11 protein-coding genes are annotated in these 14499 nt (G+C 69.8%); 7 read left to right on the top strand and 4 right to left on the bottom strand.

Features of this window, described 5'->3' with window-relative positions:
* Nucleotides 1-38 precede the first annotated feature (38 nt).
* From BSB02_RS38690 to BSB02_RS42815, 4 genes are all read right to left on the bottom strand, one after another.
* The gene (locus BSB02_RS38690; RefSeq protein WP_240507051.1) at nt 39-1733 is read right to left on the bottom strand and encodes a VirB4 family type IV secretion system protein; all 1695 of its coding nucleotides are present in this window, start codon (nt 1731-1733) and stop codon (nt 39-41) included.
* Nucleotides 1734-1795: 62 nt separating this feature from the next.
* Nucleotides 1796-2734 (bottom strand): PrgI family protein, encoded by a 939-nt coding sequence (locus BSB02_RS38685; RefSeq protein ID WP_084965976.1) that lies wholly within the window; start codon nt 2732-2734, stop codon nt 1796-1798.
* Nucleotides 2731-4194 carry a conjugal transfer protein TrbL family protein gene (locus BSB02_RS38680; protein WP_143591742.1) on the bottom strand — a complete coding sequence of 488 codons (1464 nt, stop codon included), beginning with the start codon at nt 4192-4194 and terminating at the stop codon, nt 2731-2733. The genes BSB02_RS38685 and BSB02_RS38680 overlap by 4 nt, the downstream gene beginning before the upstream one ends.
* A 183-nt stretch (nt 4195-4377) precedes the next feature.
* A complete protein-coding gene (locus tag BSB02_RS42815; RefSeq protein ID WP_240507049.1) occupies nt 4378-5532 on the bottom strand; it encodes a sigma-70 RNA polymerase sigma factor region 4 domain-containing protein in 1155 nt (384 codons plus the stop codon).
* Between the two features lie 736 nt (nt 5533-6268).
* On the opposite strand from BSB02_RS42815, the gene BSB02_RS38670 reads away from it, so the two are divergent.
* From BSB02_RS38670 to BSB02_RS38640, 7 genes are all read left to right on the top strand, one after another.
* Nucleotides 6269-7345: a tyrosine-type recombinase/integrase gene (locus BSB02_RS38670; RefSeq protein ID WP_084965974.1), complete on the top strand. Its 1077-nt coding sequence runs from the start codon at nt 6269-6271 to the stop codon at nt 7343-7345.
* Nucleotides 7342-7665, top strand: coding sequence for a helix-turn-helix domain-containing protein (locus tag BSB02_RS38665; RefSeq protein ID WP_084965973.1), 324 nt, complete (start codon nt 7342-7344; stop codon nt 7663-7665). Before BSB02_RS38670 ends, BSB02_RS38665 begins: the two co-directional genes overlap by 4 nt.
* Entirely contained in the window at nt 7662-9212 is a 1551-nt protein-coding gene (locus BSB02_RS38660) for a site-specific integrase (protein ID WP_084965972.1), read from the top strand. The genes BSB02_RS38665 and BSB02_RS38660 overlap by 4 nt, the downstream gene beginning before the upstream one ends.
* Nucleotides 9209-10081 carry a hypothetical protein gene (locus tag BSB02_RS38655; RefSeq protein ID WP_084965971.1) on the top strand — a complete coding sequence of 291 codons (873 nt, stop codon included), beginning with the start codon at nt 9209-9211 and terminating at the stop codon, nt 10079-10081. Before BSB02_RS38660 ends, BSB02_RS38655 begins: the two co-directional genes overlap by 4 nt.
* Entirely contained in the window at nt 10078-11106 is a 1029-nt protein-coding gene (locus tag BSB02_RS38650; protein ID WP_240507047.1) for a DNA-methyltransferase, read from the top strand. Before BSB02_RS38655 ends, BSB02_RS38650 begins: the two co-directional genes overlap by 4 nt.
* A 210-nt stretch (nt 11107-11316) precedes the next feature.
* Nucleotides 11317-13068, top strand: a complete 1752-nt coding sequence (locus tag BSB02_RS38645) for a recombinase family protein (protein ID WP_206185130.1) — start codon at nt 11317-11319, stop codon at nt 13066-13068.
* Nucleotides 13069-14175: 1107 nt separating this feature from the next.
* A partial coding sequence (locus tag BSB02_RS38640; RefSeq protein WP_143591740.1) for a transposase occupies nt 14176-14499 on the top strand: 324 nt, incomplete at its 3' end.

Here is a 14499-nt window from a genome sequence, read left to right as displayed (position 1 = left end):
CTCACCGAAGCCGTGGCGTGAGGTTGACACAGGGAGTATCACAGGTCGCCCTCCTCGTACTCGAGCAGCTCCTGCGGCGAGGAGGTGACGAGGTCGTGCTCGCGGGCGCTGGCGATGACCTGAAGCGGGCAGCGCTGTCCGCCGACACCGGCGGTGAGCAGTCCTGTGCCTCGCTCGGCAGACAGCAAGAGCTGCCGCTCGCCGTCCGAGAGCCGGAAGGCCTCGGTGACCTTGTCGATGGCCTGGGGCGCCTGGCGGAGCAGGATCTGCGTGGTGGAGTTGGCGACGATGGCCTGCCCGATCTCGTTGCCGAGGAGGTCGGCGGCGTCCTGCGTGACGACGGACAGGCCGGCCCAGTGCTTGCGGGCGGCCTTGGCCATCCGCAGCAGGAACCTGGCGCCCTCCGGGTCCTCCATCAGCAGCCAGGCCTCGTCGACGACCACCAGGCGAGGGCGCCGGTTGTGGGGGTCGGAGACGCGGCGCCAGATGGCGTCCAGGGTGAGCAGCGTGCCGACGGCCTTGAGCTCCTCGGGCAGATCGCGCAGCGAGAAGACGATCATGTGGGAGTCGGGGCGTGTGGTCGTGGGGCCGTCGAACAGCTGGCGGTGGCTGCCGGTGACGTACGGCGCGAGCCCGGCGGCGAGCTCCTTGGCCTTCGGATCTGTGTCCTTGCTCAGCGTGGCCGCGAGGTCGCGAAGCAGCGGAGCGCGGCGGTTCCACGTGTGGGGTGCCTGGGTGATCCCGGCCTGCCGGTAGGTGGCGAGGATGGCCCGGTCGAGTGCGGCCTTGCTCGCGTTGCCGAGCGGCTCGCCGAGCATGACCGCGATCAGCGTGTGCAGGAACAGCGCCCGCCGGGTGAGCGGGTCGTCGCCGCGCTGGCTCTTGGGCGGGAGATCCAGCGGGTTGAGCCGGACCTTGGGCGCGCCCAGGTGGATGTAGGCGCCGCCGACCGCGGAACACAGCCGGGCGTACTCGTCCTCGGGATCGATGACGGCGACCTCGATGCCCGCATACAGCGAGCGCAGGGCCTCGAGCTTGGCCAGGTAGCTCTTGCCCGCGCCCGAGCGGGCCAGGATGACCGAGTTGTGGTTGTCCTGCGCGAACCGGTCCCAGGCGACGAGGGAGGCGCTGGAGGTGTTCGCGCCGTAGAGCACCGCCGTCGAGCCGAGCTCCGTCGTCAGATCGGGGCTGGTGAACGGGAAGGCGGAGGCCAGCGCGGGGGTGTCGAAGGTGCGGCGCATGGCCAGGTTGTCGTAGGCGAGGGGCAGGCTGGAGACCCAGCCCTGCAGCTGGCGGTAGGTGACCTGCCTGGCGTCCAGGAGCAAGGAGGCGGCCAGCGCCCGCACCTGGGCACAGGCGTCGTCGAGCTCTTCCTCGCTGGTCGCGTGGACCGTGAGGTAGATCGACGCGCGGAACAGCTTGGCCTGCCCGCGAGCCAGCCGGGAGGCGAGGTCCTGGGCGTCCTCCGCTGCGGCTTCCCTGCCGGGGTCGAGCAGCCGGTCGTGCTCCTGATCGGAGCGGAGCCCGGACTCCAGCCTGGCCAGCTGCTTGCGCAACCGGTCGGAGGCGACCAGGGACGGGACGGGCTCGATGTGCAGCGAGACGTCCAGCCGTCCGGGATAGGTGAGGAGCGGCTCCAGCCAGCCGGGCGCGACTTCGCGGGGATAGCCGGTGATGGCCAGCGTGGCGCACACACTCCCGCCGACGTGGATGCGACGGGCTTCGACCTGCACGGCATCGGGGCCGAAGCTCGATACCTCAGGGCCAGTAGTGGTACGGCGAGGCAGGCGGATCTTCACCACCGACCTCCTCGCGTGATCACCTCGCTGGGGAGGGCGAGGTCCTGCTCGGGGAGCGCAGGGCCAGCGGGGTCGAAGCATGAGGCCAGCAGCCGGGTCACGTCCCGGGCGTCCAGCAGCCGGACGCTGAGCCCGCAGGCGCTCAGCACGCGGGAGGCCTCGTCCAGGCGGCGCAGGGCACGGGCGGCTGCGGCTTCACGGCCGTTGGCACCGACGGCCGGCTCTCTGATGATCAACAGGACCTGGCGGCGGAGCAGGTCATGGCGGGCGGACAGGTCGGCCAGGAAAGCCGCATGTTCCAGCGCGGCCACGGCGAGGGCCGGATGGGGAAGCCGGCGGGCGGTCTCCTCCAGCGTGCCGACCGTTTCCGACAGGTCGACCCTTTCGGCGCGTACCAGGATCTGGGCCGGACCGGACAGGGAGTTGAGCCACCTGCCGAAGACGGCCACCAGGGCGTCCTGCTCGTCGGGGGTGCGCAGGGCGAAGCTGACGGTGGAGACCTCGGCGACGGCTGCGACGCCGTCGGGCCCGAGGTCGATCAGGCCGTCACCTGCCACACCGCGGGCGGGAAGCTTGAGCAGGGCGGGTTGCGGGCCAGGCGTGGCGGAGATCCAGGCGGGCGGCATGGGAATGTCCTCCGGCGTGGAAACCAGGTGCTTGGGGGAGCGGTGATGCCGGATCGCGGCCATGACGTAGCGGTCCAGGGACACGCCGTCGTGCTGGCCGATCGCCAGGAGGATGCCGGCGACGGCGATGGGCAGGGACACGGCAGCGCAGACCACGAGCGGCACGTGCTCGCCTACGGCCATGTAGGCGGCATAGAGCAGGGCGCCCGTGCCACCGAGGATCAGGAGCTGGCGCGCCGTGAACGATCCGATGATCTTGTCTGGCTGCTCCACATCTGCGGGGATGCGGACGGGCTCGACCCAGCTCATGTACTCCCACCTCCGCTGCGGCGGTTGCGGGTACGGCGGCGCGGCGGCAAGGGCGGCGGAGTACGGCGAGCGCCGCGGTTCTCCGGCCAGTCGACAGAGCCCGGGATGGGAGCGCTCGATGCCACGATCGGGGGAGCAGGTCGGGATCCCCGTGGCGGTGCGATGGCTCGCCGGGGGTCGGTGATGCCGCGGTCGCGCAGGTGCTGCATCTGGCCGAGTCCGGCCGGTCCGGCGGTGTAGAGGTTCTCGCGGGGATAGCCGTAGACCGGGATCGTGGGTCGCACCGGCCGTTGTGGCGTCGGCGTCGGCCGGTATTTGCCCTGGACCGGCGGGGCCGTCGGGGCGTGTTTCACGGGCGCCGGCTCCCAGTCCTCGGCGCGCACCGGACGGCGGGCACCAACGGGGGCGTGCTTGGCGGGGCCAGGCCCGCCTGTGGCAGCGGATGCCGCCGTGATCGCCGCTGTGGCCGCCGGCCCGGCCGGACCGGTTACCGTGCCGGCAACGACTCGCGTGACCGCTGCCCTGGCGGTGGCCTTGCCGAGCCCGCCGACGACTCCTGTGCCTCTCTTGCGGAGGTGCAGGGCGGTGAGGACCGGGGAGGCGACCTTGTAGGCGATGGCCGTCTTGATGATCCGTGTGATCATCGAGCTGCGTCCGCCCTGGATGAAGATCTGCTTGGACACCCAGGAGGGGATCCGCACCAGGACGATCAGCAGGCACACCGTCAGCAGGAGATTCACCAGCTGCCCGGTCGGGTGGATGCCCATCAGCACGCGCCCGTCCTGGTTGAAGAAGATCCGGACCGCGAGGACCAGCGTGAGCGACTGGGCGACCTGGATGACCAGCAGGCCGGTGAAGGCGCGCCACCAGAACCGGGCCAGCCCGTCGGTATGCGGAAGGGCGTGACAGGCGAGCGCCAGCGGAGCGGCCACCATGAGGAGCAGCACGAGCGACGTGCGCAGCATGAAGGTGACCAGCAAGAGCAGCAGGAGGATCACCGCGACCAGCGCCAGGAGGATGTAGAAGATCTGGTTGTCGGTGCGCGGCAGGATCATCATGCGCATGGAGTCGGCGGCCCGTCGCGCGTCGAAGTCCTGGCCGAGCAGGGCACGTGACAGGGCGTTGGCCAGCTCGATGAGCTTGCCGCAGACGAGGAAGCTGATGTTGGCCGCCAGGATGGCCAATCCGAGGCGGGGGAGCACCTCTCTGATCGCGTACCGGGTCTGGACGGTCTGGTAGCCCATCGCGGTGATGGCGCCGACGGTGGCCAGGACGACGAAGCTTCCGTTGGCGATGCCCGCGGTGACCTTCCACAGGTCCATGACCCGCCCGCTGGCGGAAAAGTCCGGGGTGGCCAGCAGCGTGGTGGCCAGCACATCGAGCAGCGGCTTGATGGCCGATGCGGCCAGGTTGGCAAACCAGGCATTGATCTGCTTGGTCATCCAGTCGCCGATGCTCACGCCGGGCAGCGGCGGCAACGACGGCAGGGACGGGGACTCGGTAGTCGGCGGCGAAGGGGACGGCGCCGGTGCCGGGTCAGCCCATGCGGTCGTGGAGGCGGCCACGACGGCCGCCGTGGCAAGGACGGCAAGGACAGCGGCACGGCGTGTTGCCGTGGCGGCAGGGCGGGTTGCCATCGCGCCTCACCCGCCCACGATGCGCTTGAGCACGTTGACGAACAGGGGCGCCAGGACGGCAAGGCCGTACCCGAACGCTGCCGCCTTGAGCGCCGACTTGGCCTTCTGCACCTCGCCCGGATCGCCGCCGGCCACGAGGTAGCGCAGGCCGCCGATGGTCAGCATCAGCGTTGCCAGGGCGGCGAGCAGCCCGATGAGCCAGTTCCGGAGGTTCTCGAAGACCTTGTTCAGGTCGTTCGGCAGTGCGGCATACCGTGTCGGCGGTGATCCGGACGGCACCGGCGCGGCAAGGACGGCGGCAGCCGTACCGATCACGATTGCCGTCACGGCGACGGTGACCAGGGCCCACCGCAGCAGACGCCGACGGGCCGGGTGATGGATCCGCGCGGAGCCGGTGGGGTTGCCCCGGCCTCCCTTCGTGTCGGTGGTGTCGGGCTGCGGATCTGAGGTGATCCGGCTCCGCGCGGAAGTCTCGGGAGAGGTGTCCTCCACCCTTCTAGGGGTGGGAGAGGTGATCGTCAGGGACAGGGCCGACTCGACTTCTCCAGCGAGAACGGCCTTGATGAGGACCGGCCCGCACCGCTGGCGCCGTTTCTTGGCCGCCTCCGCGCTCAGCCCGAGCTCGTCAGCAGCCTCCGCGAGGGTGCGCTTCTCCAGCCGGGTCAGGCCGATGAGCTCGGCGTCCAGCTCGCTGATGATCCCTTTGGCGACCGCGTCGGCCAGGACGAGATCGGGATGACCCCATGGGGCGGCAGGCGCCCTGGAAGCAGGGTCGAAGATCTTGCGTGCGACATCGGACTCGGCCAGCTCGCGCACCCGCTCGCCTGCCCTGCGGGCGGCGTCGCACATCCGCGGGAAGATCGCAGGCTTGTCGAGATCGATCGTTCGCACGGCCTCGATGAAGGCGGCGAGCACCTCGGTGTCGATGTCGACCGCCTCGCCGGCCTCATAGCCCCGGCAGATCCGTCCGGCGATGCCACGCAGAGCCGGCACGGCGACGCCCACGGCGCCGACGAGCCACTGCGCTCCCTCGCGGCGGGCGCGCTCGACCAGCTCCCGCCACACCACGTCACGGGTGTCATTGGTCACCGCGCGGGAGGTCAGCAGATCACGGAGCTCGGTCAGCAGGATCTCGCGCCGGGGGAGTTCTCGGCCGAGCATGTCCCCTCTCACGGAGAGCCCCGCGGGTTCGCAGGCGAGGAGCTGGAAGACGTGCTCTGCTACATCCAGCGGTGAGTTGTTCGCCAGAGGCGTCTCGTGAAGGTCGGTAGGCATCGGGTGGCTCCACTACGCGAGGAACTTCGGTCTGGTCACCCGGTGTAGGAGCCGCCTCTGGCGGGCCTCCGGCTCACCTTGAGCAGGAGAAATGACTTGGCGAGCGCTGGCTTTGGCGCCAGAGATCAACGCCTGCCAACTAATGCTCGCCAGAGCTCCGCCAGAGGGCCGCCAAAGATCGCTGTTCGACTGGAGGCGCGCCTCGCTGGAGCCGTGAGCTCATGCGGGCGCTGCGGATCTGAGGCCCGCCCCGAACCGGCGATGACAATCCCGATCAACGCCGAACCCACGACCACCACAAGCGTCAACCCGCGCGATCCCGAGACGGTTCGCGCAACCCCCGCCCTGCGGCTGCCGTCCCTCGGCGCCGGCGTCCAGTCCAGCGCCCTGCTGCTCCTCGCCGTCGAAGGCGTCATCCCGCGCTTCGACGCCGCGATCTTGTGGGATATCCCGCAGGTTCCCGGTCCATCCTCTGCACCAGGTCTTGAGGATGACGTGCCTGACCAGGATGCAGGCATCTCCTCAGCGGTGATGCCACGATCTGATGGAACTTCAGGATTTCTGAAGATTCGTCGCGCTACCTTCGATCTGTTCGCGTACGTCGAGCAGACGGAGGAACACCATGGCCTTATCGGCAGTGCGAGACCTCAGCGAGCGCCGTCCTGCGGCGACTCCGGAGGAACTGGCCGCGTTCGAGACCGACGTGCTGTCTGGGTTCGTACTGGCGCGCGCCTCCGCGGGGCTGTCGGACTCGACGATCCGGGGCGATGTGACACACCTGGAACAGATCCGCGCCTGGTTCGGTCGCCCGCTGTGGGAGATGCAGGCCAGCGACGCCGACACCTACTTCGGCAAAGTCGTACGGTCGGCCGCGCAGGGGACGCGGCTGGCCTATGCGCAGACGCTGTCGACGTTCTTCGCCTTCCTGGAGCTACGGCACCGCGCCGAGCTGCACGCGCTGACCGGCCATGTCGTGGCCTGTCCGCTCGACGAGATGAACCGGCCTCGCGGTCGCAAGGAGATCGGGCTGCGCATCCCGCCCACCGACGCCGAGGTAGACACCCTGTTCACCGGGTGGAGGAACGAGCTGGCCACCTGCCGCAAGTTCGCGCCGATGGCCCGCAACTTCACCGCCGCCCGGCTGATGGCCCTGCTCGGGTTGCGGATCAACGAGGTCCGGCGCCTGGACCTGGCCGATGTCCGCTGGGAGCTGGGGCGCTTCGGCAAGCTGCACGTCCGCTTCGGCAAGGGCAGCCAGGGCAGCGGCCCCCGGCAGCGCGTGGTTCCGCTCATCGACGGCGCCGATCGGCTGCTGCGGTGGTACGTCACGGACGTGTGGGGGCACTTCGATGACCACCACACACGTCCCGGCGCCCCGCTGTTCCCCTCCGAACGCCGCAACGCCGACTCCTCCGCCGCCCGGATCGGCGACGATCCGCTGCGCCGCGGCCTGTCCGACGCCACCGCCCGGCACCTGCCCCAGTGGCGCCACCGGCTCACCCCTCACGTGCTGCGCCACTACTGCGCCTCCCAGCTCTACCGGCACGGCATGGACCTGCTGGCCATCCAAGAGCTCCTCGGCCACTGGTGGATCGCCACCACCATGCGCTACGTGCATGTGCTGCACACCCACGTCGAAGATGCCTGGATCGCCGGACAGCAACGCGCCGCAGCCCGCCTGGAAGGACTCACACGATGAGGTGGAACCTGCGGCTGGCCGCCGCCAACCGCGGCATCTGGAAGGCCAGCGAGATGCAGCGGCTGCTGGCCGAGCACGGCCTGGTGATCTCCGCCGGGAAGATGTCCGGCCTGTGGTCAGGGCAGCCCAGCAGCATCAAGCTGTCCGACCTGGAGGTGATCTGCGCCGTGCTTGGCTGCGGCGTGGAGGAGCTCCTGATCGCCGAACCGGAGACGGTCACACGTTCCGCCCCGGCCGCCGGCCCGGACACGAGGCCCGCCTCGGCATCGTCCGCTGTGACGCCACGACCGCCTGGAGGGCGCTCGCTGCCGCCCACGTGACGCGCCCCGCCGGCGGGCCGGACAGCTGCCACTACTGCCTGGCCTGGGGCCTTCACCAGCTACGCATGTGCCGGGACTGCATCGCCTGGAGGCTGTGGCAGGCCGGCACCTGTGCCGGCTGCGGACGTCACGCGCCCGCCAAACACCGGCACTGCCGGCTCTGCCACGCGCAAGCCGCTCTGCAGCTGAACCGGCAGCGGTTCCGCGGCTCGGTGCCGCAGATCAGCTTCACCGGCTGGCAGCTGTTCCTGTCCTTCCCACTCGGCAAGCGCAAAGCCCGTGGCCGACCCCGCAAACCGGCCGCCGAACCACAGCTCCCGCCGACCTGGCAGCTCCCGGGCCAGCTGGCGCTGTTCCCCGCCCGCCCCGACTACCGGTCTGTCAACCGCGCACGGCACGTCAACCCCGACAACCCCGCCCTCATCCAGGCCCGGGCGGCGGCGCAAGAGCTCGGCCAAGCCCGCGGCTGGTCGAACCTCCTGGCCGAAGAGGTCGACGAAGCCCTGCTCATCCTGCTGTCCGGCCATGCCCCCGGCGACCTGATCCCCTACAGCGACATCGTCCCCCTCGACAAACGCGGCGCCAACGTCGGCCACACCGCCGAAGTCCTCAGCACACTTGGACTGCTTCACGACGACCGCACCGCGGCGTTGGACGCATGGATCGACCGGTTCCTCCTCGACCTGGCCCCAGCCATCGCCACCGACGTGCTCGCCTGGGCCACGATGCTACGGCGTGGCGGACCGCGAAGCAGGCCCCGCAACCCGGAAACGGTTCGGCACTACCTCAAGGAGGCCGAGCCCTGGCTGATCACCTGGTCCACTCGTTACACGAGCCTGCGCCAGGTCACCCAGGACGACATCCGCGCCGTCACCGACACCCTGAACGGCCTGCCACGCAAACGGACCATGGTGGCGCTGCGCTCGCTGTTCGGATTCTGCAAGGCCACCCACCGGGTATTCATCGACCCCGCCAACCGGATCACCATCGGCAACCCCGCCGTCCGTCTGCCCGCTCCCCTCCACCCCGGCCAGCTCCAACAGCTGATCACCCACACGGCTGGACGTCCGCACCGGCAACTCATTCTGGCGCTGGCGGCCGTCCACGCCGCCCGACCGATGGCCATCCGCGCGATCGCCCTGGACGACGTCGACGTCCCCAACCGGCGGATCACCATCGCAGGTCATCCCAGGCGCCTCGACGACCTCACCGCCGCATTGATCGACAAGTACCTGATCTACCGGCGAGACCGCTGGCCGCACACCGCCAATCGGCATCTGCTGCTGACCAGCCAGACCGCTCACGACCAGCGGCCCGTCAGCACCGGATGGCTCGGCGACCAGTTCGAAGGTGCCGGCGCCACGATCAACCAGATCCGAATCGACCGGCAACTCGAAGAAGCACTCAGCTACGGCCCCGACCCGCTCCACCTCGTCGCCGTCTTCGGGATCAGCGAGAACACCGCGATCCGCTACGCCGAGGCCGCGCGGCAGTTCCTCCACAACGCGCTCGAAACCGGCCACGGCGACGACGGGAGGCACCCATGATCGCCTCCCTGCAAACAACCCCAGCCTCGTGGGCCCTTCTCAACTCACGGGTCAGTTCCGCTCCTGACGCTCCAACCGCCCGTGGGTTCGTCCTGAGCACCCTTCAGAAACCGCGAACTCACGGCGGAGTCGCCGACACCGGCTGGGAACCCGCCGACGTCTACCGCCACCTGGAACGGCTGGAACGCCTCGCCGCCGACGCCGGCATCCCCATCCGCCGCGTGGCCACCGGCAACCTCCGCGACGACGCGCTCGACCCCGAGCACCGCTTCGTCTCCATGCCCCTGTTCGTCCTGGGCAAGGACGGCTCCCGCGGGATGTTGCGCCGGCAGTGCACCAACGAGTACAAGATCTCCTGCCTGAAGGCCGAGGCCCGCCGCCTCCTCGGCTATCCCCACCCCGCCCGCGTCCCCGACGGCGTCCACGCCGAACAGGCCATCGGCATCAGCGTGGATGAGTTCCACCGCGCCAAGGACGCCAACGTCCGCTACCTGCGCAACGTCTTCCCCCTGATCGACCTGGGCTGGACCCGCGCCGACTGCCGCGCCTACCTGACCGCCAAGGGCATGGCTGACACGCCTCGAAGCGCCTGCATCGGCTGTCCGTACCGGCGCGACGCCGAATGGCTCCACCTGAAGACGACCGACCCCGACGGGTGGGCCGACGCGCTCGCCTTCGACGCGGCCATCCGCCACGGCCACCCCCGAGCGCCGCGGATCGGCGCCACTTACTACCTGCACCGCTCGCGCCGACCGCTGTCCGAAGCGGTCCTGAGCCCCGGCGAGGATGAGCCGACCGAGGGCTGCTCACCGTGGGCCTGCCGCGGCGACGACTCCGCCTCTGCCTCCTCCGCTGAGGGGGCGTCATGATGCGGCGACCCTGGTGGAGCGACAGTCAGGCGACCCTCTACCTCGGCGACGCGCGACAGGTGCTGGCCGAGATGCCCACTGCGGCGGTGGACTGCATCGTCACCAGCCCGCCCTACTACGGCCTGCGCGACTACGGCGTGCCCGGCCAGTACGGGCAGGAGGCCACCCCCGCCGACTACGTCGACACCCTCCGCACTGTGTTCGCCGAAGCCCGGCGTGTGCTGGCCGACGACGGCACGCTGTGGCTGAACCTGGGCGACTGCTATGCGGCCAACTCCGACGGCTGGGCGCGCGGCGGCGGCTACAACGAGCGGCAGCCTGTCGTCCGGCCACGGTCACGGCTGCATGTGCCGCCGAAGAACCTGCTGGGCATGCCATGGCGGGTGGCCTTCGCGCTCCAGCAAGACGGCTGGATCCTGCGCAACGCCATCGTCTGGCACAAGCCCAACGCGATGCCGCAATCGGTCCTGGATCGCCTCTCCACCCGCTACGAGATGATCTTCCTGCTGGTCAAGCAGCGCCGCTACTGGTTCGACCTGGACGCCATCCGCGAGCCGTACACCGGGGATCGGCCGCTGACACGGCGCGCCCGATGCGGCGGCATCAAGCCCAACAGCATCAAGACCGCTTGGCCGTCTGACGGCAAGTACACCGATGCCACCGAGGTGCTGTGTGGCAAGCGCTACGGCGCCGCGATGCTGCCCACCGGTCAGCGGCACACCGCGGCACACGAGCGCGGCAGGAACCCGGGCGATGTCTGGCCGATCTCCACTCGGCCGCTCAAGGCGGCACACTTCGCGCCCTTCCCCATCGACATCCCGCTCCGCGCCATTGCCGCCGGCTGCCGCCCCGGCGGCACCGTCCTGGACCCGTTTGCCGGGGCGGCAACCACTGCCCTTGCCGCCCGGCAGCTCGGCCGCCGCTTCGTCGGCATCGAGCTGAACGAAGCGTTCTGCGATCTTGCCCGCGCTCGCCTCGTCGCCGCCGGCGCGGAAGCGGACAGCCGGGAGGCCGAGGGTGGCTGAAGAGCTACAAAGGGCCTGCTCGGGGCCTCCCGAATCAGGTTCAGCGAAGTACGCTGCAGGGCCCGGAACGGCAGGCGAGGCCAGCGGGGTCCGCGTCGTGCTGCCGCCTGATCCGCCATGCCTGACCTCCGGAGCCGCCGCCGCGCTGCTGCGGATCCTGCTGAAGGCATACGAGCGGCTCGCACAGGAGGAGACGAGAAAGGAGCGGTAGTGATCGAGCTGGCGTTCTGGGGCCGGTGCTCGACCGAGGATCGCCAGGACCCCGAGGCGTCCCGAGCGTGGCAGCTGAATCGCGCGAGAGCGCTCGTGGAGCCGCGCGGAGGTCGGATCGTGGCGGAGTTCTTCGACGTGGACAAGTCGCGCTCCATCCCGCCGCTGAGACGGCCCCAGGCCGCCCGCCTGCTCAGCCAGCTCGCCAATCCCGAGCGCGGCTTCTCCGCCGTCGTGGTAGGGGAGCCGCAGCGCGCCTTCTACGGCAACCAGTTCGGGCTGACCTTCCCGCTCTTCGAGCACTACGGCGTCCCGCTGTGGGTGCCGGAGGTCGGCGGGCCGATCGACCCGGCCAACGAGGCGCACGAGCTGATCATGTCGATGTTCGGCGGGATCAGTAAGGGTGAACGGAACCGCATCAAGCTCCGGGTCCGCTCCTCGATGGCCGCCCTTGCCCAGATGGAAGGCCGGTATCTCGGAGGACGGCCACCCTACGGCTATCTCCTGGCGGATGCCGGGCCTCACCCCAATCCCGCCAAGGCCGCGGACGGCAAGCGGCTACGTCGCCTGGAGCCCGACCCGCTGACCGCCCCGGTGGTCCGGCGGATCTTCGCCGAGTTCCTCGGCGGCAAGGGACTGCTCGCGATCGCCGAGGGGCTGACCCGGGACGGCATCCTGTGCCCGTCCGCCTATGACCGGGCGAGGAACTCCCATCGCAGCGGCATCGCCTGGTCCAAGTACGCCGTGCGCGCCATCCTGCTCAACCCCCGCTACACCGGCCGCCAGGTCTGGAGCCGCCAGCACAAGGACGAAGTGCTCATCGACGTCAACGACGTTGGTCTCGGCCACATGACCAAGCTGCGCTGGAACAACCCCGACCACTGGGTCTGGTCCGAGCAGCGGGCTCACGAAGCGCTGGTGGACGACGAGACCTTCAACCAGGTCCAGGCGCTCCTCGCCGTCCCCAGACGCGCCCAGGACAATCGCAAACCCCGCCGGACGCCTCGGCCGTACATCTTCCGCGGCCTGCTGTTCTGCGGCATCTGCGAGCGGCGCATGCAGGGCAGCTGGAACAACGGCAAGCCGCACTACCGATGCGTCTTCCCCAGCCAGTACGCGCAGGCCAACAAGCTCGACCACCCGCGCTCGGTCTACGTCCGGGAAGAGCTGATCGTCGAGCCGCTCGATGAGTGGCTGGCCACGGTGTTCGATCCCGCGCATCTCCCGGACACGATCCGCGCCATGACGGAGGCACAGCTGGCCGACGACCATCGCCTGGTGGCGGTCGAGGCTGCTCGCCAGGCGGTGGCCGCGTGCGAACGCAAGCTCGCCGCCTATCGAGCCCTCGTGGATGCGGGGAGCGATCCGGCGGTGGTCGCCGGGTGGATCGCCGAGACGGAAGCCAAGCGGAAGGTCGAGCAGATGCGCCTGGATCAGCTGATCAGCGCCATCCCCAAACGGCTCACGGAGGAGGAGATCGCCGCCATGACGGCCATGCTCGGAGACGTACGCAGAGCCCTGCACAGCGCCGATCCGATGGACAAGGCCGAGGTCTACGGCCAGCTCGGGTTGCAGCTGACGTACGAACCTGTCCGGAAAGAAGTAATCGCCCGAGCTCAGCTCGGGCGATCATGTAGCAAAGTGTGTCCGAGGGGCGACCGCAGCCATTTGCACATGTCCCAGCGATGCCGATCGGCGACCCGTACCGAATCCGGGTTAACGGCTTCTAAGAAGGTACCGGTAGTCCGTTGAATCAAGGCGGCGTGTAGAGATACAGGCCTCGGCCTGCGGTGACGGCGTCGATCAGGGTCTGGAGTTCAAGGGGGCGGGGGCGTTTGCGGCCAGGCGCGCCACCAGCGTGTGAGCGCGATAGCCAGGGTGAGCCAGCTGTGGACGGCGCGCAGGGCGTGGGGCCAGCGTGGTGCCCCTGGTAAGGGTAAGGCTGGAGTCAACAGATGGGCTGGGGGCCAGCCTCGGGCTCGGGTGGGGCAGCGGCGCTGGGCACCTGGCGGACCGGCAGGTCCAGCAGAAGCTGAAGGCACAGGCGACCAGCGTCTGGTGACGGCGAATCGCAATGTCGGAGCGGACCTGGAACTCGGCCCAGCCCAGTTCGTCCTTGAGCTGGTTGTAGCTCTGCTCGATCCAGTGCCGGATGCCGTAGATCCGGACGATCTCAGCCAGGTCGGCGCTCGGGTGCGGGCTGTCCCCGCCGCTGGCGGCGTCATGGGGGCCACCGGGGCGGGGCAGGTTGGTGGCCAGGTATCAGGTGGCCTTTGTCCAGCAGGGTGGCCGGGTCGGTGGTGGCGATCACAAGCCGGGTGGATCCGTCGGGTCCCACAAACCCACCTGGCCTTGACTGCCCATCAGATCTCGGTATGCCCGTGCGGAAACGGCGCCGCACCGGCCGCCAGCCCCGGGATCCTCAAGGCCGTCCCAGGCCAGCGCGGCGGCGGCATCCCGCGGCGTAGCGGCCTTAGCCCCGTAGGCCCACACGCCGCGGCCAGGCCGCACCGCCACCACCCAGCCCAGGATGGCCCGACGCAGCTCGCCACGGCAATCGTCGATCTCGCCGGGGGCGGTCGGCCGTCACCGCCCGGAACTGCATTCCCGCCACAACGGCCCGGCCGACCAGGTCCACGGCGATCTGCCACTTGGTGGCGAAGCCCGGATCGCCCTTGCCCCGGGCGAAGTGGCGGGCTGGGGTGGAGGGCCGTCGTGCAGCCGGTAGTAGATCCGCTCATCGGCCCACAACGTGGTCACCGCCACGATGCCGTTGTCGGTCTTGCTGTAGCGGCCCAGCCACAGGCGGCCCTGAGCTTCCCCTCTTAGCGTGGAGACCGAACCGGGAGAGGTTTGGTCGTGGCAGGAACCACGAGGCGTCGCTTTGATCCGGAGTTCCGGGCCGGAGCGGTGAGGATCGTCAAGGAGACCGGCAAGACCGTCGTGCAGGTCGCGCGGGATCTTGGTATCAACGAATACACCCTGCACAACTGGGTGCAGATGGACCGGCTCGCCGGCGGGCAGGCCGGCCGCGAGAGCGGAGGCAAGGCGCTGAAGGAGTCGGCCGGACAGGAACTGGCCCGGCTGCGGCGGGAGAAGGCCGAGCTGGTCAAGCAGCATGCCAAGGAACGAGCGGCGTGGGAGAAGGAACGCGCGGAGCTGGAGGACGAGCGTGATGACGCC

Origin of the sequence: Thermoactinospora rubra, assembly GCF_002093975.1 — a bacterium.
GTDB classification, from domain to species: Bacteria; Actinomycetota; Actinomycetes; order Streptosporangiales; family Streptosporangiaceae; genus Nonomuraea; species Nonomuraea rubra_A.
This window is presented reverse-complemented; position numbering and strand designations above follow the sequence as displayed.